The 22,989-nt window shown below is 68.1% G+C and carries 19 protein-coding genes; 15 read left to right on the top strand and 4 right to left on the bottom strand.

All coding sequences use genetic code 11. The annotated features are described in order from the left end of the window. Window positions 1–2: 2 nt before the first annotated feature. The 6 genes from AC3WR5_RS14155 (at window position 3) to AC3WR5_RS14130 (ending at window position 6,607) form a co-directional block, all read left to right on the top strand. Window positions 3–3,287, top strand: coding sequence for a tetratricopeptide repeat protein (locus AC3WR5_RS14155; RefSeq protein WP_492485336.1), 3,285 nt, complete (start codon window positions 3–5; stop codon window positions 3,285–3,287). Then, window positions 3,287–3,664: a hypothetical protein gene (locus tag AC3WR5_RS14150; RefSeq protein ID WP_231011091.1), complete on the top strand. Its 378-nt coding sequence runs from the start codon at window positions 3,287–3,289 to the stop codon at window positions 3,662–3,664. Before AC3WR5_RS14155 ends, AC3WR5_RS14150 begins: the two co-directional genes overlap by 1 nt. A gap of 70 nt (window positions 3,665–3,734) precedes the next feature. Further along, the gene (locus AC3WR5_RS14145; protein WP_492485334.1) at window positions 3,735–4,421 is read left to right on the top strand and encodes a MotA/TolQ/ExbB proton channel family protein; all 687 of its coding nucleotides are present in this window, start codon (window positions 3,735–3,737) and stop codon (window positions 4,419–4,421) included. Next, entirely contained in the window at window positions 4,418–4,963 is a 546-nt protein-coding gene (locus AC3WR5_RS14140) for an ExbD/TolR family protein (RefSeq protein ID WP_141290261.1), read from the top strand. The genes AC3WR5_RS14145 and AC3WR5_RS14140 overlap by 4 nt, the downstream gene beginning before the upstream one ends. Window positions 4,964–4,970: 7 nt before the next feature. Beyond that, window positions 4,971–5,483, top strand: coding sequence for an ExbD/TolR family protein (locus AC3WR5_RS14135; protein WP_492485332.1), 513 nt, complete (start codon window positions 4,971–4,973; stop codon window positions 5,481–5,483). Beyond that, window positions 5,480–6,607 carry an AgmX/PglI C-terminal domain-containing protein gene (locus AC3WR5_RS14130; RefSeq protein ID WP_492485330.1) on the top strand — a complete coding sequence of 376 codons (1,128 nt, stop codon included), beginning with the start codon at window positions 5,480–5,482 and terminating at the stop codon, window positions 6,605–6,607. The genes AC3WR5_RS14135 and AC3WR5_RS14130 overlap by 4 nt, the downstream gene beginning before the upstream one ends. Window positions 6,608–6,629: 22 nt before the next feature. On the opposite strand, the gene AC3WR5_RS14125 is transcribed toward AC3WR5_RS14130, so the two are convergent. Beyond that, a complete protein-coding gene (locus AC3WR5_RS14125) occupies window positions 6,630–7,739 on the bottom strand; it encodes a hypothetical protein (RefSeq protein WP_492485328.1) in 1,110 nt (369 codons plus the stop codon). A gap of 225 nt (window positions 7,740–7,964) precedes the next feature. Continuing rightward, window positions 7,965–9,086 (bottom strand): hypothetical protein, encoded by a 1,122-nt coding sequence (locus AC3WR5_RS14120; protein ID WP_492485326.1) that lies wholly within the window; start codon window positions 9,084–9,086, stop codon window positions 7,965–7,967. Between the two features lie 213 nt (window positions 9,087–9,299). On the opposite strand from AC3WR5_RS14120, the gene AC3WR5_RS14115 reads away from it, so the two are divergent. After that, the gene (locus AC3WR5_RS14115; RefSeq protein ID WP_492485324.1) at window positions 9,300–10,580 is read left to right on the top strand and encodes a putative DNA modification/repair radical SAM protein; all 1,281 of its coding nucleotides are present in this window, start codon (window positions 9,300–9,302) and stop codon (window positions 10,578–10,580) included. A 23-nt stretch (window positions 10,581–10,603) separates the two neighbouring features. Beyond that, window positions 10,604–12,109, top strand: coding sequence for a UdgX family uracil-DNA binding protein (locus AC3WR5_RS14110; protein ID WP_492485322.1), 1,506 nt, complete (start codon window positions 10,604–10,606; stop codon window positions 12,107–12,109). Here the strand turns inward: AC3WR5_RS14110 and AC3WR5_RS14105 are convergent. Then, complete coding sequence (locus AC3WR5_RS14105) at window positions 12,096–13,076, bottom strand: Bug family tripartite tricarboxylate transporter substrate binding protein (protein WP_492485320.1); 981 nt, start codon at window positions 13,074–13,076, stop codon at window positions 12,096–12,098. The two genes, AC3WR5_RS14110 and AC3WR5_RS14105, sit on opposite strands and share 14 nt — an antisense overlap. Before the next feature lie 151 nt (window positions 13,077–13,227). On the opposite strand from AC3WR5_RS14105, the gene AC3WR5_RS14100 reads away from it, so the two are divergent. Further along, complete coding sequence (locus tag AC3WR5_RS14100; RefSeq protein WP_492485318.1) at window positions 13,228–14,151, top strand: LysR family transcriptional regulator; 924 nt, start codon at window positions 13,228–13,230, stop codon at window positions 14,149–14,151. 37 nt (window positions 14,152–14,188) lie between these two features. Here AC3WR5_RS14100 and AC3WR5_RS14095 read toward each other — a convergent pair whose 3' ends face one another. Next, window positions 14,189–14,974: a curli production assembly/transport component CsgG gene (locus AC3WR5_RS14095; RefSeq protein WP_492485316.1), complete on the bottom strand. Its 786-nt coding sequence runs from the start codon at window positions 14,972–14,974 to the stop codon at window positions 14,189–14,191. A gap of 197 nt (window positions 14,975–15,171) precedes the next feature. Between AC3WR5_RS14095 and AC3WR5_RS14090 the strand changes: the two genes are divergently transcribed. The 6 genes from AC3WR5_RS14090 to AC3WR5_RS14065 all read left to right on the top strand — a co-directional run bounded on the left by AC3WR5_RS14090 (window position 15,172) and on the right by AC3WR5_RS14065 (window position 22,986). After that, window positions 15,172–16,239: a hypothetical protein gene (locus AC3WR5_RS14090; protein ID WP_492485315.1), complete on the top strand. Its 1,068-nt coding sequence runs from the start codon at window positions 15,172–15,174 to the stop codon at window positions 16,237–16,239. Next, window positions 16,205–17,353, top strand: coding sequence for a hypothetical protein (locus AC3WR5_RS14085; protein WP_492485313.1), 1,149 nt, complete (start codon window positions 16,205–16,207; stop codon window positions 17,351–17,353). The genes AC3WR5_RS14090 and AC3WR5_RS14085 overlap by 35 nt, the downstream gene beginning before the upstream one ends. Window positions 17,354–17,505: 152 nt before the next feature. Continuing rightward, a complete protein-coding gene (locus AC3WR5_RS14080; protein ID WP_492485311.1) occupies window positions 17,506–18,516 on the top strand; it encodes a hypothetical protein in 1,011 nt (336 codons plus the stop codon). Window positions 18,517–18,704: 188 nt separating this feature from the next. Then, entirely contained in the window at window positions 18,705–19,469 is a 765-nt protein-coding gene (locus AC3WR5_RS14075) for a hypothetical protein (RefSeq protein ID WP_492485309.1), read from the top strand. 99 nt (window positions 19,470–19,568) lie between these two features. Further along, window positions 19,569–20,123, top strand: a complete 555-nt coding sequence (locus AC3WR5_RS14070) for an ECF-type sigma factor (RefSeq protein WP_231011087.1) — start codon at window positions 19,569–19,571, stop codon at window positions 20,121–20,123. Between the two features lie 19 nt (window positions 20,124–20,142). Beyond that, a complete protein-coding gene (locus AC3WR5_RS14065; protein WP_492485307.1) occupies window positions 20,143–22,986 on the top strand; it encodes a protein kinase domain-containing protein in 2,844 nt (947 codons plus the stop codon). Window positions 22,987–22,989: the final 3 nt, after the last annotated feature.

Genomic DNA, 22,989 nt, shown 5'->3' with positions numbered 1-22,989 from the left:
CCATGAAACTCCTGCGCACGCCCCTGGGGGCCGCCGTTTTGGCCGCGCTCGCCGTGCTGCTGAGTGCCTGCGGCACCAAGCCCAGCTCGCCCGACAACGAACCCACGCTGAAGGCGCTGGCCGGCCGCACGGTGGATGTGCCGGTGGGTGGCCAGCCGATGAAGAGCAGCGAGTCGCAGGCGATCGCCGCCTACACCGCGCTGCTGGCCGCCGGCCCCACGCCCAAGCAGCGCGCCGAAGCGCTGCGCCGCCTGGGCGACCTGGAAATGGACCGCAGCGACCGCGCCGCGGCCGCCGCCAGCGGCCCCGAAGCGACCCAGGAATACAAGGCCGCCATCACCCGCTACCAGGACTACCTGCGCGCCTACCCACAGGACCCCGGCAACGACAAGGTGCTGTACCAGCTGGCCCGCGCGCATGAGCAGGCAGGCGACCTCGAATCCGCGCAAAAGGTGCTGGACCGGCTGGTCGCCCAGTACCCGCAGACCCGCTACCGCGACGAGGCCGAGTTCCGCCGCGGCGAGCAGTTGTTCACCGCGCGCCAGTACCCGGCCGCCGAGACCGCCTATGCCACGGTGCTGGCCGGTGCCAAGGACAACCCGTACCGCGAGCGCGCGCTCTACATGCAGGGCTGGGCCCAGTTCAAGCAGGGCCGGCTGGACCAGGCCCTGGCCTCCTTCCTCGGCGTGCTGGACGGCAGCCTCGCCGGCAAGCCCGACGACGTGCCGCTGGAAAAACTGCCCGACCTGACCCGCGCCGACCGCGAACTGGTCGAAGACAGCTTCCGCGTCACCAGCCTGGCGCTGCAGAACCTGCAGGGCGCTGAGAGCATCCCGGCGCTGATTCAAAGCGACGCACGCCGCAGCTACGAGGTGCGGCTGTACCAGCAACTGGCCGCGCTGTACCTGAAGCAGGAGCGCCCCAAGGACGCCGCCGACACCTACCTCGCCTTCGCCCGCCTGCACCCGCAGCACGGCCAGGCACCGGTGCTGCAGGCCCGGGTGATCGAGATCTACGAAAAAGCCGGCTTCGCGCAGCAGGCCCTGGCCGAGAAGAAGGCCTTTGTCGGCCTGTACGGCCCGGGCGGCGCCTTCGAGAAGGCCAACCCCATCGCGTGGAAGCAGGCCCAGCCGCTGGTCAAGACCCACCTGGCCGCGCTGGCCGCTCACTACCATGCGCTGGCCCAGGCCAAGCCAGCCCCCGTCACCGCCGCCAACCGCGGCCCGACCGACGCCGAGCTGGCGGCGCAGCACACCGCCGCCGTCACCGAAGCCGTGCAGTGGTACCGCGCGCTGCTGGCCGCCTTCCCGGACGACGCCGAAGCCGCGCGCAACCGCTTCCTGCTCGCCGAGCTGCTGTTCGAGAACAAGCGCTTCGCCGAAGCTGCGACCGAATACGAGCGCGTGGCCTATGCCGCAGCGCCTGCGCCCGCCGCCGCTGCCTCGGCGCCCGCTGCCTCGCCAGCCGGCAATGCGGATGCCGGCTATGCCGGCCTGCTGGCCCACGCCGAGCAGGCCAAGCTTGCGGGCGACGAGCAACGCACCACGCTGCAGCGCGATACCGTCGCCAGCGGCCTGCGTTTTGCCAAGCGCTACCCGGCCGACTCGCGCACGCCGGCCGTGCTGGCGAACGCCGCCGACACGCTGCTGCGCCTGGGCGACGCCCCCGCCGCTGCCGACGCCGCCCGCCAGTTGCTCGCGCTGCAACCCGCCGCACCCGCCGCACAGCGCCGCGTCGCCTTCACCGTGCTCGGCCAGACAGCGTTCGACGCCAAGGACTACGCCACTTCCGAGAAGGCCTACCGCGACAGCCTGGCGCTCACTGCCGCCAATGCCGCAGAACGCAGCGGCCTGGCCGAACGCCTGGCTGCCGCGATCTACCAGCAAGGCGACCAGGCCCGCGCCGCCGGCCGCAGCGCCGAGGCCGCCAACCACTTCGAGCGCGTGGCCGAAGCCGCGCCGTCGTCCAGCGTGCGCGTGAATGCGCAGTACGACGCTGCCGCCGCGCGCCTGGCGCAAAAGGACTGGGCAGGTGCCGTGCGCCTGCTGGAAGACTTCCGCCAGCGCTACCCGAACCATGCGCTGCAGAAGGACTTGCCGCCCAAGCTGGCGCTGGCCTACACCGAGCTGGGCCGCTGGGCCGAAGCAGCCGCCGAGACCGAGCGCGTGGCCGCCGCCACGCCGGACGCCGAGCTGGCCCGCGCCGCGCGCTGGCAGGCCGCCGAGCTGTACGAGAAGGCCAATGCCACGCCGCAGGCCGCTGCAGCCTGGGAGCGTTATGTGCGCCAGTACCCCGCGCCGCTGGACGCGGCCATCGAAGCCCGCGCGCACCTGGTCAAGCTGAACGCCGGCAACCCGACGCGCGCACTGGCCTGGCAGCAGGAGATCCTGCAGGCCGACCGCGCCGGCGGCAGCGCGCGCACGCCACGCACCCGCGCGCTGGCCGCGCAAGCGGCGCTGGCACTGGCCGAGCCGGTGGCGGCGCGCTACCGGCAAGTCGCACTGGTCGAGCCGCTGCAGGCCGCGCTGAAGCTGAAGAAGAGCCGGTTCGACGAAGCGCTCAAGGCTTATGCCCTGGCGACCGAAGACGGGGTGGCCGACACCGTGACTGCCGCGACCTACCAGACCGCCATGCTCTACCAGGACTTCGGCCAGGCCATGCTCAGCTCCGAGCGGCCCAAGAAGCTCTCGAAGACCGAGCGCGAACAGTACGACGTGCTGCTGGAGGAGCAGGCCTTCCCGTTCGAGGAAAAGGCCGCCGAGTTGCACACACTCAACGTCCAGCGCAGCACGCAAGGCTTGTACGACGACAGCGTCAAGCGCAGCTTTGCCGCGCTGCGCACGCTGCGCCCGGCCCGCTACGGCAAGGCAGAACGCAGCAACGACGATCTCAGCGCACTGCCGCCCCAGGCAGCCGAGGCCGCACGGCAGCGCGAGGCCGGCCAACTGGCCGAGGCACTCGCCAGTGGGGATGCTGCCTTGACCGCCAAGCCCGACAGCGCGACCCTGCACGCGCAGCGCGGCCTCACGCTGCGGCTGATGGGCCGCTTTGCCGACGCGCGCGCCGCCTACGAAAAAGCCCTGGCGTTGGATGCCAACCATGCCAACGCCGCGCTGAACCTGGGCGTGCTGCTGGACCTGTACCTGGACGATGCCGCCGGCGCCCTCGCCCAGTACCAGCGTTACCTGGCGCTGACCCCCGCCGGCGACCCGGCGGTGGCCAAGTGGGTCACCGAGCTGAAGAACCGCAAGCCGGCGCCTGGCGCCGCAAAGAAGGAGGCCACCTGATGCACCCTGCCCGCTGCCTCACCTTGTTGAGCCTGGCCGCCGCGTGCGCCATGCCGGCGTGGTCCCAAACCAGGTCCGCGAAACCCGCTGCCGCGCCCGCTGCATCTGCTTCAGCCGCCGCGCCGGCCGACAGTGGCAACACCGACCACGCCGACCTGGAGACGACCCAGATCATCGGCAACCGCGAGTTGCCCAAGGTGCTCTACATCGTGCCGTGGAAGCGCCCGGTGCCGACCTCGCTGTCCGGCAAGCCGCCCGGCAGCGTGCTGGACGAAGCGCTGGCGCCGCTGGACCGCGACGTGTTCCGCCGCGAGGTGGCCTACGGCGCCAACGCGCCGGACGCCAAGGCAGCTGCAAAACCAGACGCCACCAAGTGACGCCGCACCGAGCCGACCCGATTCAGATTCCTCTTTTCTTCCCGACTTTGCCTGTACCCGGAGCCTCCCGATGAATGCCATCAGTATCGCCATCAAGTTCATCCAGGACTGCGGCCTGTTCATCTACCCCAGCCTGCTGATCATGGCGCTGGGCGTGTCGATCGCGATCGAACGTTTCATCTTCCTGCGCCGCGCGCGCAGCGAGAACCGCAAGCTGTGGGAGAAGGTGCAGCCGCTGCTGCAGGGCGGCCAGTGGAAGGAAGTCAACAGCCTGGCCGCCAAGAGCGACGCGGCCATCGGCAAGCTGGTGCACAACGGCCTGGCCCGCATGCAAAGCTCGCGCAAGCGCGACGACATCGACGCCGCGATGGAAGAAGGCATGATGGAAATCGTGCCGCGCCTGGAAAAGCGCACCCACTACATCGCCACCTTCGCCAACGTCATCACGCTGGTCGGCCTGCTCGGTACCATCATGGGCCTGATCAAGGCCTTCACCGCCGTGGCGCAAGTGAATCCGGCCGAGAAGGCCGAGCTGCTGTCCGCCTCGATTTCCATCGCGATGAACAACACCGCCGTCGCGCTGATGGTGGCCATTCCCTTCCTGCTGATCCACGCCTTCCTGCAGGCCCGCACCGCCGAAATCGTCGACGGCCTGGAAGCCGCCAAGATCAGCTTCCTGAATGTCGTGCAGCGCCTGGCGCCCGAAGGCAGCGCCAACCGCCCCGCCACCGCTGACAGCGCAGGTCGGCCGGCATGAGGGTGCGCCGACTCCGCAAGGAAACGGCGCACCTGGAAGTCACCGCGTTCATCAACCTGATCGTGGTGCTGGTGCCCTTCCTGCTGTCCACCGCCGTCTTCACCAAGCTGGCGGTGATGGACCTGTCGCTGCCCGCGCCGGCTGCCGGCGTGATGCAGTTGCAGGTCGACAAGCTGCAACTCGAGGTGGTGATCCGCCCGGACGCGCTGGACGTGGGCGACCGCGTGGGCGGCCTGATCCTGCACATCCCGAACACGGCAGACGGTGCCTACGACTTCAAGGCGCTGAACGCCGAGATGCTGGTCATCAAGCAGCGCTTCCCGGACGAAAAGGCCGCCAGCGTGCTGGCCCAGGCCAACACGCCTTACGAGACGCTGGTACAGGCCATGGACGCGATGCGTGCCACGCCCACGCCAGACCCGGCCCACCCCGGCCGCACGGTCAGCACCGAGCTGTTCCCGGCACTGGCCATTGGCGATGCGCCGGTGAAGTCAGCCGGCGCCGCAGCGCCTGCGCCAGCCACCGCGCAAAAAGGCAAGTGAGGACCGCATGAAACTCACGCCGCTGCAAAAACGCGCCGCCCGCAAGGCACGCAACCAGACCGGGTTGGACATGAACCTGGTCTCGCTGATCGACGTCTTCACCATCCTGATCTTCTTCCTGCTGTCCAACTCGACCGAGATCGACATCCTGCCGAGCCACAAGGCTGTGATGCTGCCCGAATCGGCGGCCGAGACCTCGCCGCGAGAGACGCTGATGGTGCTGGTCAGCGCCAGCGAGATCATCGTCGGCAGCAAGGTCGTCGCCTCGGTGTCCGAGGTGATGGCGTCCAACGAGGACCTGATCGCCCCGCTGCATGCCGAGCTGGTCGAACAGCAGGCCAATCACAAGCCGGTGCAGACAGACGACCCGGTGAAGCTGGCCCAGTCCCAGGCCATCACCATCCTGGGCGACAAGGCCATCCCCTACCAACTGCTGCGCAAGGTGATGACCACCTGCGCCAGCGCGAACTTCACCAACGTGTCGTTTGCGGTGCGGCAGAAAGTGGGGAGTGCGTCATGAGCGCGGTCCTGTCTTTCCGTTCAGGCGTCCTGGCTTGGGACCATGCGCCGGATGACCTGAGCCGCTACCGGCGCACCCAGGCCACGGTGCTGGCCATCGTCGCGCTGGTGCTGCTGCTGGCCCAGGTGCTGCCGCCGCCGGAGATCCTGCGCGAGCCCACGCCTGCGCCGCTGCCGGCGCCCATGGCCAAGCTGATCCTGGAAAAGCCGGTGCCGCTGGTCTTGCCGGCGGTCAAACCCAAGGTCGAAGCGCCGGTCGCCAAGGCCGAGGTGAAGCCCGTGGAACCAGTGGTGCCGCCGAAGGCCCCCCCGAAGCCGCAGGTCGCCAGCCAGCATGATGGCGGCAAGCCCATCATTGCCGAGGCCCGCAACCCGGTGCCGGACAAGCCGCCGGGCGAGGCCATTGACGCGGCGCGCCGCAAGGCCACCGGCGTGGGCCTGCTGGCGATGAAGGACACGCTGGCCGAGATGCATGGTGCGCCGACTGCCGTGCAGCTGAACCAGAACATCAAGCCTGGCGCGGGCGTGGGCAGTGGCACCGGCCCCGGCGTGGGCGCCGGCACCGAGCCCGGCCTGCCGACCCGGGCGATGATCACCGCCAATGCCGGCCAGGGCAGCGGCGGCATCAACACCGGCAGCCTGAGCCGCGACAGTGGCGGCGGCGGCCTGGCCGGCCGTTCGACCACGCTGGTTGCGGGTGTGGCGGGCGGCGGTGGCGGGGGTGGCGCCGGTGTGGGCGGCAAGGGCGGCAGCGGGGGTGGCACCGGCAGCGGCGTGGGCACCGGGTCCGGCAACGGCCAGGGCGGCACGGTGCAGCGCGGTGGCGGCGGCAAGGCGGCGCGGTCGCTGGAAGACGTGCGCCTGGTGTTCGAGCGCAACAAGGGGGCGATCTACGCGATCTACAACCGGGCGCTGCGCGAAGACCCTTCGCTGCAGGGCAAGGTGGTGCTGGAGCTGAAGATCGCGCCGAGCGGCCAGGTCGAAGGCCTGCGCATCGTCTCCACCGAGCTGAAGGCGCCGGAGCTGGAAGCCAAGCTGCTGGCCCGCATCCGCCAGTTCGACTTCGGCGCCAAGGACGTGGAGCCGATGAGCGTCAACTACCCGCTGGACTTCCTGCCGTCGTGAAGGCAGCCGCCCGCTGGCGGTTTCAGCCTTCGCGGCGGCTCAGCAGTTTGTCGCGCTTGAGCAGGGCCATCAACGGCCGGTCCGCCTGGGCACGCAGCACCGGCGCCACCCGCTTGAGGATGCTGCGGGCGCTGTTGCGGTCCCCGGCGGCATTGAGCGCGATGGCCTGGTCGCAGGCACACAGCGCCAGCGCAGTCCACACGGCTGGCTGCTCGCTCTGGCGCAGGAACTCGGCCAGGGCCTGGTTCAGCACGTGGATGGCGTCGGCGCTGCCACGGCGCATCGCGATCAGCCCTTGTGTCCACAGCACCTTGCCTTCGCTCTGCGGCGGCAGCACCGGTGCGGCGTCCACGCGCGCCATCAAGGCCTCGGCCTCGGCCAGCTCGCCAAAGCGGGCCTGTGCCAGCGCGTGGTCCAGCACCCGCGAGGCCTCGTCACCCGAAGCCGCCTGGGCCTTGCCCATCAGGCGCACGAAGCCCGTGCGGTTGCCAGCGGCGGCATGCACCCCCGCCACCCGCGCCTCGTACGAGCCCGCGCGCTCGGTTTGCTGGCTGCGCCACGGGGCCAGGTCTTCCAGCGCGCCGTCCAGGTCGCCCTGGCGCGCACGCAAGGTGGCCAGGCGCACTTCCAGGTCAAAGTCCAGCTGGCTGGTGAAGCGGCCACTGGCGCGCAACTGTCCGGCCAGGCCCACCATCTCGGACCAGCGGCCCAGCGCGTCGGCCTTGAGCAATTGCTGGTAGCGGTCCGCGCGGCGGTGGCGCCAGGCGGCCTGCGCAAACGGCAGCGTTGCAAGCCCAAGTGCAAGCGCCGTCAGCCAGGGGCGGTCGCTCCAGACCCCATAGGCCGCCAGCCCGGCCACCGGCACCCACACAGGCCAGCTGCGCCTGGCGGCAGCCTGCAGCACCGGCACCAGGCCAAGCCGCTCGCGCCAGCGCAAGCCCAGGCGCACCAGGTCGGCCTTTATTGCAGGGTCCAGCCCCGCTGCACCGGCTTTTGCCGCAACAGGTGCCGGGTCCACCGGAAGATCCTGGCCGAAGACGATCTCTGCCGGCCCGTCGATGTCCACCCAATCACTGGCATGGCGATCACTGACCGCCTCGACAAATCCTTGTTGAGCGCGAGCGTCGGACATCTTGGGGCGAAACATCGAAGAAGCCATGGATCGTGAGGTGGGCGCAAAAGAGCTGACCAAACAGGGGCGGCAAGCGCCGTTTGCCCGTCATCAGCAGATCGCGTACCTGACACAAACTGTCACCTTCGGCGCGGCCGCCACCCGGCCCTTCCACCCCTTCACATCGGATTCAACGGTTTCGACAAACCCGCGCCGTTCGGGCGCGGACTTGGCGCAGCGAGCAGGCTACCTGCCGGACTCGCCCGCCATGAAGTCGCGCCGGAGCACGGCCAGCAGTGGCGCGTCGGCATGGGCGCGCAGCACCGGCATGACGTTTTTCAGCGTTGCCTTGGCTTGGGCCTTCTGGCCGGCGGCGTGCAGGGCCATGGCCTGGTCGCAGCTGCAAAAGGCCAGCGCGGTCCACACGGCAGGCGAGTCGCCACGCTGCAGGAAGGCCGCCACGGCCCGGCTGAGCAGTGCCAATGCACCGGGCCTGCCGCGGCGCATCGCGATCAGCCCCTGGGTCCAGGCGACAAAACCTTCTGCCATCGGCGGCAGCAGCGAGAGGTCCAGGCCGGCCATCAAGGCCTCTGCACGCGCCAGGTCGCCAAAGCGGGCCTGGGCCAGCGCATGGTCCAGCACGCGGGCTGGCTCGTCGCCGGACAAGGCCTGCGCCTGGCCCATGGCCTGCACAAACCCCGCACGGTCGCCACCGGCGGCGTACACAGCTGCCAGCCGGGTCTCATACAGCCCGGGGTGGATGACCAGCCGAGGCTGCCAGTCGGCCAGGTCCTCCAGCGCGCCGGGCAGGTCGCCCTGGCGGGCACGCACCGACGCGATCCGCACGTCCAGGTCGAAGTCAAGGTTCTCGGCCAAATCAACGGCGCTGCGCAGCCGGCCCGCCAGGCCCACCATCTCAGGCCAGCGGCCGAGTGCATGGGCCTTCAGCAGCTGCTGGTAACGGTCGGCATGGCGGTAGCGCCACAAGGCCGGGGCGAACGGCAGCGCCAGCAAGGCCACGGCGATCAGCATCAACGCCGGGCTGCGGGCCAAGATGCCGCCCGCCAGCAGCAGGGCGTCCACCACCAGCCAGACGCGGTTCTTGCGGACCACGATCTGCAGCAAGGGCAGCAGGCCGGGCCGCTCGCGGAAGTGCAGGTGCAGCTTTGCGAGTTCTGCCTTGTCGGCCGCGCTCAGGCCCTGCAGGCTGGCCTCGTCCTGGCTGATCGCCACCTCCTGGTGCAGCACGACCTGCCGCAGCCCCTGGGCACGCAGCTGATCACGCGCCGCGCGTGCACTGTCGGCTTCGACAAAGCCTTGCCGGTCGCGGCCATCGGCCGTCTTGGCGCTGTAAAGCAGTTGAGCCATGGGTCGGGTCAGGAAGGTGGTCGTTCGCCGGACGATTGTCTGGCAGCACGCCGGCAGCGCATCCGCCATCCGGCCGCGCTTGGCTGCCGCTGGTCTGCCGTGATCCGCCGGGCAGGCATGGTTCAGACCGGCCCCTGCGTCACGGAGGGGAATGGAAGGCTGCCGCCGTCAATAACTGTATATTCATCCAGCATCCAAACACCCAACAGCTCCGTGGACCTGCAACGCAAACTCGCCATCCTGGCCGACGCCGCCAAGTACGACGCCTCCTGCGCCTCCAGCGGCAGCAAGCCGCGCGACTCGCTCGGCGGCCGCGGCATCGGCTCGACCGAAGGCGCCGGCATCTGCCACAGCTATGCGCCGGACGGCCGCTGCATCTCGCTGCTGAAGGTGCTGCTGACCAACTACTGCCTCTACGACTGCCTGTACTGCGTCAACCGCGTGACCAGCAACGTGCCACGCGCCCGCTTCACGGTGGACGAGGTGGTGCAGCTGACGCTGGACTTCTACCGGCGCAACTGCATCGAAGGCCTGTTCCTCAGCTCCGGCATCGTGCGCAGCGCGGACCACACGATGGCCGAGGTGGTCGAAGTGGCCAGGGTGCTGCGCGAGGAGCACGACTTTCGCGGCTACATCCACCTGAAGACCATTCCGGATGCCAGCCCCGGGCTGCTGGCGCTGGCCGGCCGCTACGCCGACCGGCTGAGCATCAACATCGAGCTGCCCACCAGCGAAAGCCTGGCCCAGCTGGCGCCGGAGAAGGACGGCCAGGCCATTCGCCGCTCGATGGCCAGGCTGCGCGTGCACATCGACGACGCCAGGGAGGCCGCCGCGCCGCCGCCAGCCGTCGTCTCGCTGGCCGGACTGAGGCCCAAACGCGCGGAACCGCCGGTCTTCGCGCCGGCCGGCCAGAGCACGCAGATGATCGTCGGCGCGGACGCGACCGATGACCGCGCCATCCTGGTCACCAGCGCCACGCTCTACGGTGCCTACCGGCTGCGCCGCGTGTACTACTCGGCCTTCAGCCCGATCCCCGACGCATCGCTCGCCCTGCCCTCGCAGGCGCCGCCGCTGGTACGCGAACACCGGCTCTACCAGGCCGACTGGCTGATGCGCTTCTACGGCTTTGCGCACGACGAGATCGTGCCCGCAGGCCAGGGCATGCTGGCGCTGGATGTGGACCCCAAGCTGGCCTGGGCGCTGGCGCACCGAGAGCGCTTCCCGGTCGACCTGAATCGCGCCCCCAGGGAGATGCTGCTGCGCGTGCCCGGCCTGGGGGTGAAGACGGTCGAAAAACTGCTGGCCGCCAGGCGCAGCCGGCTGGTCCGTGCCGATGACCTGCGCCGGCTGCGCGTGCCGTTGAAGAACGTGATGCCGTTTGTCGTGCTGCCGGACCATCATCCCGGCGCGCAGCTGGAGGCGCAGGACCTCGTGGCACGGCTGCGGCCGGCACCGCAACAGGCTTCGTTGTTCGACGCTGAAGCAGTCGTCTGAACGCCATGCCGCTTCATCACACCATGCAGCTCGCGCACGAGGCCGACCTGGCAGGTTTTCGTGCCGCGGCAAGGCGCCTGTGCCAGCAAGCCGTGCCGCCGGACAGCGTGCGCTGGCAGGTCGCGACCGCGGCCTCAGCTGACCTGTTTGCCCTGGCTGAACCGAGTGAGCCATTCGCGGTGAACCCGGCTGGAAAAAACGCCGCACCGCTCGCGGTGCCGGCCTTTTTCATCCCCCTCTGCGAGAGCGTGGCCCTGCATGCCGACAACGCCCGCTTCGCGCTGCTCTACCGGCTGCTGTGGCGCCTGCAGCGCGAACCCGGCCTGCGCAGCGACCCGCTGGACGCTGACCGCCTGCGCGCCGAGCAGATGGCCCGCGCGGTCACACGCGAGCAGCACAAGATGACGGCCTTCGTGCGCTTCCGGCCACTGGACGACCGCGCGCCTTCAGCCCAAGGCGACAGTCGCTGGCATGTCGCCTGGTTCGAGCCCGAGCACCACATCGTAGAAGCCACCGCGCCGTTTTTTGCGCGCCGCTTCGCGCAGATGCGTTGGGCCATCCTGACGCCTTCGCGCTGCGTGCGCTGGGACGGCCACGCCCTCGCGTTCGGCCCCGGCGCGCAGCGGGAAGATGCCCCCGCGGCCGACGCCGGCGAACAGCTCTGGCTCACGTACTACGAACACATCTTCAACCCCGCGCGGCTGAAGCTGAAGATGATGCAAAAGGAGATGCCGCGCCGGTACTGGCACAACCTGCCCGAGGCGGCGCTGATCCAGCCGCTGGTGGCCCAGGCCGAGGCGCGCAGCGGCCGCATGGTCGATCAAGGCGGCACGGTGCCCGCGCACCGTCGCCCGGCCGCCTCTTCGGCACTCGTGATCTCCCCGCACACCTGGCTGCACGAAGGCATTGCCGCCGGCACCTCCATCGACTGGGACCTCGTGCGCCATGGCCCCGAACGCTGCCGCGCCTGCCCCATCGGCGCCTGCGCCACCCAGGCCGTGCCTGGCGAAGGCTCGCGCGAGGCACGGCTGATGATCGTCGGCGAGCAACCCGGCGAGCAGGAAGACCTGCAAGGCCGCCCCTTTGTCGGCCCCGCCGGCCAGTTGCTGGACCGGGCTTTCGAAGCGCTGCACTGGCAGCGCGACGAGCTCTACCTCACCAACGCCGTCAAGCACTTCAAGTTCGAGCTGCGCGGCAAACGCCGCCTGCACAAGACGGCGGCGCTCAGCGAGGCCCAGGCCTGCCTGCACTGGCTGGAAGCCGAGATCGCCTTGCTGAAACCGCAAGCCGCCATCGCCCTTGGCGCCACCGCCACCCGCGCGCTGCTGGGCCCCGGCGTGAAGGTGATCGAAGCGCGCGGCCAGTGGTTCACCCGTGCTGACGGCCTGCGGGTGTTGGTCACGCTGCACCCTGCCGCCTTGCTGCGCATGCCTGCCCAACAACAGGCCGCCGCGTTCGAGGGCTGGCTGGCAGACCTGCGCATGGCGTCCGACTTGCGGCCCGGTGCCGCCAGCCTCACTCCAGCGTGATGCGCGCCTTGCTCACGTACGCATGCAGCAAAGGCAGTTCCTTGGCCAGGCGCGCGTCATAGGCGCTGGCGCCCTGGTAGGACACTTCCAGGCCAGCCTGCTCGAGCGCACCCTTGACGGATGGGGATGTCAGCACGACCGCCAGTGCCACGTTCAAGGTGTTGCGGGTCAGTGCGGGCAATCCGCGCGGCGCCACCACGGCCATCCACGACACCATCTCGTACTGCGGGAAACCGGCTTCCGCCACCGTGGGCACCTCCGGCAACTCGGTGGAGCGTCGAAAGCCCGTGGTGGCCAGCACCTTGACCTTGCCCGAACGCTGCATGGGCAAGGCCGCCACCAGCGTGTCCACGCTGAGGTCCACCTGGCCACCCAGCAGGTCGGCCATGGCCGGGCCGCTGCCCTTGTAGGGGATGTGCAGCAGGTCAATCCCGGCCATCACCTTCAACATCTCGCCTGCGAGGTGGGCCGTGGTGCCGGCGCCGAAGGAGGCATAGGTGAAATGGCCCGGCTTGGACTTGGCCTGCGTGATCAGTTCCTTCACGTTGCTGGCTGGGAAGCTGGGCTTGGCCATCAGCACCAGCGGCATGCTGCCGACAATGCCGACCGCCTCGAAGCTCTTGTCCGGCGAATACTGCAGCTGCGGTTTGATCGCCGGGTTGATGGTGAAAGTGCTGTTCGACGAGATCAGCAAGGTGTAGCCGTCTGCCGGCGAGCGGGCCACCGCCGCGGCGCCCACTTCGGTGCCGGCGCCCGGCTTGTTCTCGACCACCACGGTCTGCTTGAGTTGCTCGGCCAGCGCCTTGGCCAGGATGCGGCCCACCGTGTCCGTGGCACCACCGGCCGTGAAGGGCACGACCAGCGTGATGGGCTTGGACGGGAATCCCTCGGCGGCAAAGGCAGGCAAGGACAGCGCAGCGCTGGCCAAGGCGGCCAGCGCCAGGTGGTTCAGTTGACGACGGAACATTCAGACACTCCTGGAACTACATCCTGAAACGGCGGCGCATCGTAGGGAGCAGCACGCCTGTGCATCAACCCGCTGTTTCTGAATCCACCGTTGCAAAATCAGCAAACCTCCATCCCGTTTTGAAGATGTGCCCGCAACGGTGCTCCTCGCCATGTCACGCAAGATCGACCACCGCGCCCTGCAGGAAACCGCCCTGCGCCACTTCCTGGAAGTCACCCAGACCGGCTCCGTGACGGCCGCAGCCGAGCGGCTTCACGTGGCCCCTTCGGCGGTGAGCCGCAGCATTGCCCGGCTCGAACACGCGCTGGACACGCTGCTGTTCGAGCGCCGCGCGCGCGGCATGAAGCTGAATTCGGCGGGCGAGTTGCTGGCCGTGCATGCCCGGCGCGTCTGGCAGGACATTGAGCGCGTCGTGACCGACATCGAGTCCCTGCGCGGCTTGCGCTCGGGCATCGTGCGCGTGGCCAGCACCGAAGGCTTCGCCTCGGAATTCCTGCCCCAGCTGATCGCCGACTTCCAGCGTGAATACCAAGGCATCCGCTTTGTGCTGGAAGTCTGCGACCAGGCCCAGATCCCGCCACTGCTGCGGCATGGCGACATAGACATCGGCCTGACCTTCGGCACCAGCTCCGAGCGGGACATCCAGGTCGAGCGCCGCCACGCTGCGCCCATCCTTGCGGTGATGGCGCCCGACCATCCGCTGGCCAGCCGCCGGCAGCTCTCGCTGGCGCAGATCGTCGGTTATCCGCTGACCCTGCCCTCTCCTGCTTCCACGCTGCGGCAGCTGTTCGACATCAGTTGCGGCCGGCAGGGCCTGACGGCCGACGCCGCGCTGCTGGTCAACCGGCTGGACCCGGCGCTGGCCTTCGCAGAGGCCGGCGGCGGCATTGCGCTCAGCGGCGAACTTGCAGTGCGCTCGCGCCTGAAAGCCGGCAGCGTGGTGGCCATCGCATTACGCGACCGCGAGATGAACGAGCGCCACTTCGAGGTCCAGACCCTGGCCGGCCGCACCCTCCCCAGCGCCTGCCGCGGCTTCCTCGGCCATTTGCAGGAAGTGCTGCAGCAGGACGCCTGACCAGCGCCCCGGGGCGGATTGCGTTTCGCGCACTTCCTCAGCGCGTCTTCACCTTCTCAGGCAATTCCTTGGGTGCCAGCGCGCGCACCTGCTGCACCAGGTTGTTGTGCGCGTCCAGGAAGGCCGCGGCAATGACCTTGCCTTCGTTGGTATTGCTCCAGCCCATGCCGCCCAGGCCACCACCGCCGCCAAAGGCCAGGCCGCCAACGCCCAGGTCGGTGGTGCGCGCGGCGCCGGTGGCCGACGACAGCTGCTCGGTGGTCTCGTTGTCGGTCAGCAGCAGCACGACCTGAGCTTCCTTGGTCTTCACCTGCTCGGCCGCGCCAGCGAACTTGTTCAGCACCGGGATGGCCGCCATCACGCCGCCGAGCTGGCGGCCGGCGTCCTGCTCGGAGAAGGTCAGGCTGGGCACGATGCTGTATTGCGCCATGATGCCGCGGCCCTTCTTGACATTGCCGTCGGCGCGCAGCACGCCAGCGTCCTTCAGCTCCTGCTCCTGCACGGTGGACTTCAGCCCGGCATTGCGGTCCACGATGCGGAAGCAGCCGCTCTGCTGCATGATGACCCGCACCAGCGGCAGCGGCGATTCCGGCAGCCCACCGTGGCCAATGCCGGTGTAGCCACCCTGGTTCTCGACCAGCGAAACAACGGCCACCGGCGCGTCGCACTTCAGCAAGGCCTTGGCCGCATTGGTCGCGCCATTCGGCCCGCCACCGCCGCTCACCACCGAGCCGCCCTGGCCCAGCTCAACCCCTTGTTTGCCGCAACCGGCCAAGCCCAAGACCAGTCCTGCGGCCAGCAGGCCACCACGCGAAAGCAACATCGTTTCTCCTGCAACAACCCATCGGCGACAGCCGCCTCGCACGGGCGCAGGGACTCTAGCAGTGCCCGGCGATGCGCCTTCTCCCCACTAGGAGGGGACCGTGTATCAAGGTGTATCAACACACTAGGGGGAACCGGGCTCACGGCAGATCGAGGCCTTCAGAATCGCGATCCTCATATTCAAAGAACGAGGCTGCCATGTCCCAACGCCTGCTCCTGTCCGCCCTGCTGCTGTCCATCGGCGTCGGTTCCGCTTCAGCCCAAACCAGTCTCGCACCCAGCCTCGCGACCAACACGGCCTACGCCGCCAAGGACATCGGCACGCTGGGCGCCTACCCGGTCACGCCGGTCCAGCTCAATGACAAGGCCTGGGTCACCGGCCGTTCGCCCAAGGGTCAGAACCAGGCGATGCAGGGCTTCCTCACCGGCCCGAACGCCAACAAGATGCGCCCATTGCCACGGCTTGACGGCAAGGCCAACCAGCCCAACGCGCTGAACAATCACGGCGTCGTGGTCGGGCGAAGCAACATGGGCCAAGGCGGCATGCATGCCTTCATGACGGGCGCACAAGGCATGGGCATCCAGGATCTGGGTGCGCTGGGCGGCAACAAGAGCGAGGCCCTGGCCGTCAACAACCTGGGCCAGGTGGTCGGTTACGCCGAAACCTCGCCTGACTCGCCGAACGTGCGCGCCTTCCTGTACGACAGTGCCAGCCAAGCCATGCGCCCGCTGGGCCAATGCCTGTCAGACGCCAGCACCGCCAGGGTCATCAACGACCAGGGCGTGGTGGCCGGCACCTTCGCCTGCCAGCCCGACCCTTCGGTGCGCGTGTTCGTCGCCTCCCCGCCGGACTACGTCTTCGTGCCCTACGCGCTGGACGACCGCTTCGGCTACCAGGTCACCGGCATCGACCCGCAGGGCGTGGTGCTGGGCTATGTCTCCGACCACAAGTCCCGCACCCGCTCCTTCCTGGTCCGCCCCGGCATGGGCATGCAGGAACTCGCCACGCCCAGCAACTTCACCACCGTCGTCGCCTGGTCCCGCAACGAAGCCGGCACCATCGTCGGCCATTCTCTGGACGGCCACGACAACGCCGCCCGCGCCTTCGTCTGCAGCGGCGACTGCAGCGACCTCACCGACCTGAACAGCCTGGCCACGCTGCCCGAAGGCGTCAAGCTGACTGACGCCCGCAGCGTCAACCAAGCCGGCCAGATCCTGGCCAGCGGGTCGGATGGGCATGGTTACCTGCTCACGCCTGCGAACTGAGTCTCGCCAGGCCACCCCTTTCTCGAAAGCAGTACCCACCCTCCACCCACTGCAAACCAGCTTCATGCATCCAAACCCGTCTCTTCGCATCCTTGCCGCCAGCCTGCTGGCCTGCCTCGCGCAATCGACCGCGTTCGCCACGCCAAGCTACAGCGTCAAGGACGTCGGGCCGATCAATGGCTCATTCAAGGCGGCAGCCATGAACGACAAGGGCTGGATCACAGGCACGGCGCCCGTGGGACCGGATGGCGCTTATCTCCCGTTCATCACAGGCCCGAACGGCAACAAATCGCGGCCCCTGCCTGCGCCTGAAGGAAGCGGCGCGCGCCTGTACAGCATCAACAACCATGGCATGGTCGCCGGCACGCTGAGCTCGGCCGCCAATGTGCAGCATGCCTTCGTGACTGGCGAGCAGGGCTCCGCGATGCGCGACATCAGCACCAACATCGGCAGCGATGACGGCATGAAAAGCGGCGCCTGGGCCGTCAACAACCATGGCCAAGTGGCCGGCTACCTGGAAACCACGCCGAACTACATCCGCGGCTTTGTCTACGACAGCGCAACCGACAAGACAACGCTGCTCGGCGACTGTCCGGTGGATGCAAGCAATGCCCAGGCGATCAACGACAAAGGGGTGATCGCAGGCACCTTCATCTGCTCGGAGACCGACAAGATCCATGTATTCATTGCCAAGCCGCCAGGCTACGCCTTCGTGGCTTATGACGTGCCTAGCGGCCTCGGCTATCAGGTCACGGCCGTTTCCCAGAAAGGCTCGGTACTCGGCTTCATGGGCACGACAGACGGAACGCAGTCCTTCGTGATCCGCCCCGGCAAGGCCATGCAGCAACTCAAGAGCCCGAAAAACTTGCCCTTGGTTGTAGCCTTGGCACAAACCGATGAAGGCCGCATCGTCGGCAGCTTCGAGCCTGCCGAAACCAACGAACTGCGGGCATTCGTCTGCAACGGCGATTGCAGCGACCTGACTGATCTCAACAGCCTGGCGACGCTGCCGGCCGGTGTGCTGCTGACGCAGGCGCTGAGCATCAATGCCGGCGGCCAGATCCTGGCCTCGGGCTCCGATGGACACGGGTATTTGCTGACGCCCAGTCACTGATTGCACGGCGGTTACACGCCGGCCGCATGCTCAACACGGCTTCTCCATCACTGGATTCAAGGCAACCGTCCGTCATCTCGCTTGCGGATGCGGCCATTTCCCCGTGGATGGCATCGGCGACACTACGCTGAAATCAACGTTACCCACCCCAGATGACACCCACCGTCCGCCGCAGCCTCGCAATCGCCACGATGTGCCTTGGCCTGAATGCAGTTGCACAGACTCACTACTCCGTCCAACACATCAGCCAACCATCGGAGCTCAGCAACTGCTTCGTTACCTCTCTGGATTCGAAGGGCCGCGTAGGGGGTGGCGGAATCAACACGACGGCAGGCTCATACGACGGCTTCGTCACGAAATCGGCCGGAAAGGGCTTGAAACCCCTTCAAGAACCAGGGCCCTACGGAGAAGTGTTCGGCGTGTATATCAATGACAACGGCTTGGTCGCAGTGGGCGGCTATGCCTACAGCCACGCCTACCTTACCGATGTGAATGGGTCGTTCGTTACCGACTTGACATCTGTGCTCCACGACAACATGGCGACGCTCTATGCCGTCAACAACACCGGGCTGGTAGTCGGCTCCCGAGGTTCGGCCCAATCCCGGGGCACGGTGTTCTTGCTCGACGCGGCCACCATGGCCATCACTGAAATCGCTTCGATCGGCGTACCGTCTGCGATCAGCGACCATGGCGTGGTAGTCGGAACCGATTGGTACGCCCATCAAGCTTTCGTAGCCCCTCCGCCATATTCAACTGCCTACTCGATTCAGCCGATCTGGGCAGCGAGCAGCAAGGCGATGGCTGTAAACAAGAAGTCCGAGGTTGTTGGCAGCTATGTGGCTGCTTCCAGCGGTCAAACGCGACCCTTCATTGGGAAGGGGACACAGCTGTTTACGGAATTGCAGGTGCCAGGGGCCCTCGATGCAGAAGCAACGGGGATCAACATTGCAAGCACCATCGTTGGCAACTTTACAGACCCCATAACCGGCAACAAAGGCGCCTTCCGGTGCTCTGGCGACTGCAGCGACTTCGTGGATCTGGACACGCTCGCCACGCTTCCACATGACGCCCACATTGAGGCGGCCAAGGCCATCAACAAGGCAGGCCAGATCCTGGTCCAGGGCAGCAACGCCAAGTTCTATTTGCTCTCCCCGGAATCCTGAGCAAGTCCGGCAATCGCCAGGCATTCGACCACACACAACTGCCTCGGTTTCGGGTGAATGGTCATGGCGACTTCTTGCGGAAGAAGCGCATCTGACAACGCCGCCGGCGCGGCGTGTCGCTTTCCGCACCCCAATCTCGTTCTCCTCCATGACCAGGTCCATCGGACCCGGTCCACAGGGGAGCAGGAATGGACGGGATTTGCAAGGCGGTGCTGACGGCTGCCGTGGTGTGGCTGGTGATGGGCGCGGTGCGGCATGGTGGGCACCGGCTGGCGGGCGTTGCAGCAGCGCTGCCGACCATCACCGCACCGACGCTGGCCTGGCTGGCGCATGAGCAAGGCGTGGTGTTCGCGACCCAGGCGGCAGTGGCCAGCGTGGCCGCTTGCGCCATGCTGGCGGTGTTCGCCATGGTGTATGCGCTGCTCGCGCAGCGTGGCGGCGCGGGGCGGGCGCTGGTGGGCGGACTGGCCGCCGCGGCAGCGTTGGCCTGGCCGGTCTTCGCTGCCAGCGCGCAGCTGGCAGACGCGCTGGTGCTGGCGTTGGGCTGTTGCGCAGTGGCCTGGTACACGATCCGGCGGCATGGCGCGCACAAGGGCGCACAGCGGGGCTCACGCTGCAGCCGGGCCTGCGCTGCAACTGCGGTGGGCGGCATCACCGCATTGACGACCACGCTGGGCCCGCTGATCGGCAGTTTTGCCGCCGGGCTGATGGCCTCGCTACCGCTGATCAGCGGGGCGGTCGCGGTGGTCGAACACTCGGCCAGCGGCCCGGCCGCAGCGGCGCGCTTCCTGCACGGCTATGTCGGCGGCCTGTTTGGCAAGGCGGCTTTCGGCACGGTCTTCGCACTGCTGGCCGCCCCCATCGGCGCGCCGTGGGCCTTGCTGTGGGCCTGCGCCAGCGCCTGCGCAGTGCCACTGCTTTTCGCGCCCTCGCGGACTGCGGCCCACGCATGACCCTGGCTGGCACGACCGGGCAACCCTGCCTGAAACAGGGCCGGGTATCGTTTTCGATACCATGCGGCTTCCACAACCACAGGTGGAAGACACGCCGGCATGGGAGAAGTCACGCTTTTGATCGGACGCGCACGCGAAGGCGACCGCGCTGCCATCGACCGAATTTTCGAGCTGCTGTACCCGGAGTTGCGACAGATCGCCCACCGCCGTCTGTCTCGCGGCGCGCGGGACGGCCTGATCGAAACCACGGCACTGGTCAACGAGTGCTACATGAAATTCGTGCAGCGGGACCGACTGGCCCCCTCCGACCGCGCGCATTTCCTGGGCTATGCCGCGGCCGTGATGCGCTCCATCATCGTGGACGCCGCACGCGCCGCGCAGAGCGACCGGCGCGGCGGCGATGTGCAGCAGGTGACGCTCAACTCCGAGTTGCTGGGCAGCATTGCCGATCCGGCCGACGAGATCCTCGAAGTGCATGCCGCGCTGCAGGACCTGGACGCGGTGGATGCGCGGCTGGCCCGCGTCGTGGAGATGCGCTACTTCGGCGGCATGGAAGACGCCGAGATCGCCGAGGCGCTGGGGCTGTCGCGCCGTACCGTGAGCCGGGACTGGGACAAGGCCAGGCTGCTGCTGGCCCACGCGCTGCGGGGCTGAGCCCGGCCAAAACCGCCACATGAAGCCGCTCGCCCCGTTTGCGGCCCAGTGGTCCGCCATCAGCGCCCTGCTCGACGAAGCACTGAACCTGCCCGCGCCGCAGCGCGAGGCCTGGCTGGCAGGACTGAGCGGCGAGCAGGCCACGCACAGTGAGGCCTTGCGGGCACTGCTGGCCCGCCAGGCCGAGATCGAGACCGACGATTTCCTCGAAGCGCTGCCCCGGCTGGACCCGCCGCCCTCGGCGCCTGGTCAGGGCCTGGGCCCCGGCAGCAAGGTTGGCCCCTACCGCCTGATCGAGGCCATCGGCCAGGGCGGCATGGGCTCGGTCTGGCTGGCCGAGCGCTCCGACGGCCTGATGCAGCGCCAGGTCGCACTCAAGCTCCCTCGCGTGACCTGGGGCGACGCCTTCGCCGAGCGCCTGGACCGCGAACGCGAGATCCTGGCCTCGCTGACCCACCCGCACATCGCCCGGCTCTACGACGCGGGTGTGGACGCCCACGGCCGCCCCTACCTGGCGATGGAATACGTGCAGGGCGAGCCCATCGATGCCTACTGCCGCCACCACGCGCTGCCGCTGCGCGAACGCGTGGCGCTGCTGCTGCAGGTCATGGCCGCCGTCGCCCACGCGCATGCGCGGCTGGTGGTGCACCGCGACCTCAAGCCGAGCAACATCCTGGTCACATCCGAAGGCCAGGCCAGCCTGCTGGACTTCGGCATCGCCAAGCTGCTGGACGGCGAGCAGACCCAGGCCACCGCGCTGACCGAGCAATCCGGCCGCGCCTTGACGCTGGACTACGCCAGCCCCGAGCAGATCCGCGGCGAGCCGTTGGGCACGGCGAGCGACATCTACAGCATGGCCGTCGTCGCCTATGAAGTGCTGGCCGACGTGCGCCCCTACCGCCTCAAGCGCGGCAGCGCAGCCGAGCTGGAAGAAGTCATCGCCGGCGCGCAAGTGCCATTGGCGAGCAACGCCAGCACCGAGCCCGCGCTGCGCAAACAACTGCGCGGCGACCTGGATGCCATCCTCAACCATGCGCTGAAGAAATCCGCAGCGGAGCGCTACCCGACCATGGAAGCCTTCGCGCAGGACCTGCGGCGCTGGCTGGATGGCGAACCGGTGCTGGCCCGGCCAGACCGCTTCGCCTACCGCGCAGCGAAGTTCGTGGGGCGGCACCGGCTGCAAGTGGCTGCTGGCGCGGTTGTCGCCATAGCGCTGGTGGCTGGCAGTTCGGTCGCGCTATGGCAGGCCCACGAAGCCCGCCTCCATGCGCAGCGGGCCCAAACCGAAGCTGCCACGGCGCAGGCCGTGCAGGCCTTTCTCGAAGGTGTGTTCCTTACCAGCAGCGCCGATCAGATTGACCCGAAAAATGCACGCGACGTGACGGCACGTGAGTTGCTCGATAGGGGTGCAGAACGCATCGACGCCGAACTGGCCCACGCACCGCTGGCTCGGGAGCGGCTGCTGGACGTGCTTGCGTCGATCTACGGCAACATGGTGCTCACCGACAAAGAGATCGAACTGCGCCGTAAGGTCCTGGCTCAGAGTCGCTCGGTCCACGGTGCAGCAAGCGATGAGGCGGTGATCGCGATGGCAAAGCTGTCGCACGCGCTGACCCTCAACGACAAGCGCCCGGAAGCTGTGTCATTGTTGAAAGACGCTGCAACTCTGCTCGATGGGCGGCAGGAGCAAGGAACGCGCGCCCGCTTCGAGGTCGACGTGATGCAGGCCGCATTTGAGCGGCGCAGCAACCCGCGGCAGGGTCTGGTTTACGCGGATCGTGCAATCGAATACGCACGCCGCTTCGGGACAAACGACGATCTCGCCAATGCCTTGCAGATGAAGGCCGACAGTGCCCATTCACTGCACGACTATGCACAGGCGAGCGAGGTCTACGCCGAACTGATCCGCCTGTGCGAAGCCCATCCACCGCTGGGTGCCGGCGGCCTGGCCATCATGTACGAATCCCTGGGCGATGCGCAAACCGAACTGGGCCAATACGCAGAAGCGGAGCGCAACATCCGCAAGGGTATCGAGCGCGATGAAAAGCGCGGGGCCGAGGTGACCGTGCATGCCGGCCATGCATACTTGTCCATCTTCCTGCGCAGGACAGGACGCCCGCGCGAAAGCATCGACGTCATCACAGGGGCTCTGCGCTGGGCCAGGAGCCCCGCATCGGAGTCGCAGCAGTCCCTGGCGCACGCCGTGCGCGTCCGTTACGCCATGGCGCTACTGGCATATGGTCGAGCCCAAGATGCGCTGCGCGAATCGGATGACGACGTCGCGCTAACGGTGGACGCAAAGTCCGTGACGGCACTGGACTTTGGGGTGCTTGCCATGCGCGCTCTCGCCTTGATCCAACTCGGCCGCCTGGCCGAGGCGCATGAGCTACTGGACCGTGCTCGTTCCTTGAAGAAGGACATGGTTGGAAAGGTGCCCAGCGCGTCAGTCGACCAAGCCGAGCGCGCCTGGCTCGTGGCGAATGGCCGAGGGGCAGAGGCGCTCGCCGACGCCAAAGCAAAACGCGTGGCTGAAAAGCTGGCGCCGGAGCCAGGCCTGGACGCTCCGGTGGGAGAACTTGTCGAATGGGCGGGCTACGAGTTGGCTGCGGGCCACTTCGAAGCGGCACGAAGCCGGGCGGACCGAGCCCTTGAGTCCATTGCTCGGGGTGGGCAAGTCAACTATCAACGTGACAAAGAGGCGCGTGCAACGCTGATCGTTGGAAGAGCGCTGCTGGGCAATGGACAGGTGAAAGATGCCGTGCCAGTGCTGGAGCGTGCCGTTGCGATGTACAGCGCGCTGTTCGATCCGGCAAGTCCGGAGCTGGCCGAGGCGGCGCGCATTCTTGCTCAGAGCCGGCGTTGATGG

The sequence above is a fragment of the Ideonella sp. FW305-24 genome (assembly GCF_058788035.1).
This window is presented reverse-complemented; position numbering and strand designations above follow the sequence as displayed.

Bases quoted from the DNA above. Each gene is read 5' to 3' on its own strand.
- AC3WR5_RS14155 (WP_492485336.1), top strand. From the start codon at position 3: ATGAAACTCCTGCGCACGCCCCTGGGGGCCGCCGTTTTGGCCGCGCTC.
- AC3WR5_RS14150 (WP_231011091.1), top strand. From the start codon at position 3,287: ATGCACCCTGCCCGCTGCCTCACCTTGTTGAGCCTGGCCGCCGCGTGC.
- AC3WR5_RS14145 (WP_492485334.1), top strand. From the start codon at position 3,735: ATGAATGCCATCAGTATCGCCATCAAGTTCATCCAGGACTGCGGCCTG.
- AC3WR5_RS14140 (WP_141290261.1), top strand. From the start codon at position 4,418: ATGAGGGTGCGCCGACTCCGCAAGGAAACGGCGCACCTGGAAGTCACC.
- AC3WR5_RS14135 (WP_492485332.1), top strand. From the start codon at position 4,971: ATGAAACTCACGCCGCTGCAAAAACGCGCCGCCCGCAAGGCACGCAAC.
- AC3WR5_RS14130 (WP_492485330.1), top strand. From the start codon at position 5,480: ATGAGCGCGGTCCTGTCTTTCCGTTCAGGCGTCCTGGCTTGGGACCAT.
- AC3WR5_RS14125 (WP_492485328.1), bottom strand. From the start codon at position 7,739: ATGTCCGACGCTCGCGCTCAACAAGGATTTGTCGAGGCGGTCAGTGAT.
- AC3WR5_RS14120 (WP_492485326.1), bottom strand. From the start codon at position 9,086: ATGGCTCAACTGCTTTACAGCGCCAAGACGGCCGATGGCCGCGACCGG.
- AC3WR5_RS14110 (WP_492485322.1), top strand. From the start codon at position 10,604: ATGCAGCTCGCGCACGAGGCCGACCTGGCAGGTTTTCGTGCCGCGGCA.
- AC3WR5_RS14105 (WP_492485320.1), bottom strand. From the start codon at position 13,076: ATGTTCCGTCGTCAACTGAACCACCTGGCGCTGGCCGCCTTGGCCAGC.
- AC3WR5_RS14100 (WP_492485318.1), top strand. From the start codon at position 13,228: ATGTCACGCAAGATCGACCACCGCGCCCTGCAGGAAACCGCCCTGCGC.
- AC3WR5_RS14095 (WP_492485316.1), bottom strand. From the start codon at position 14,974: ATGTTGCTTTCGCGTGGTGGCCTGCTGGCCGCAGGACTGGTCTTGGGC.
- AC3WR5_RS14090 (WP_492485315.1), top strand. From the start codon at position 15,172: ATGTCCCAACGCCTGCTCCTGTCCGCCCTGCTGCTGTCCATCGGCGTC.
- AC3WR5_RS14085 (WP_492485313.1), top strand. From the start codon at position 16,205: ATGGGCATGGTTACCTGCTCACGCCTGCGAACTGAGTCTCGCCAGGCC.
- AC3WR5_RS14080 (WP_492485311.1), top strand. From the start codon at position 17,506: ATGACACCCACCGTCCGCCGCAGCCTCGCAATCGCCACGATGTGCCTT.
- AC3WR5_RS14075 (WP_492485309.1), top strand. From the start codon at position 18,705: ATGGACGGGATTTGCAAGGCGGTGCTGACGGCTGCCGTGGTGTGGCTG.
- AC3WR5_RS14070 (WP_231011087.1), top strand. From the start codon at position 19,569: ATGGGAGAAGTCACGCTTTTGATCGGACGCGCACGCGAAGGCGACCGC.
- AC3WR5_RS14065 (WP_492485307.1), top strand. From the start codon at position 20,143: ATGAAGCCGCTCGCCCCGTTTGCGGCCCAGTGGTCCGCCATCAGCGCC.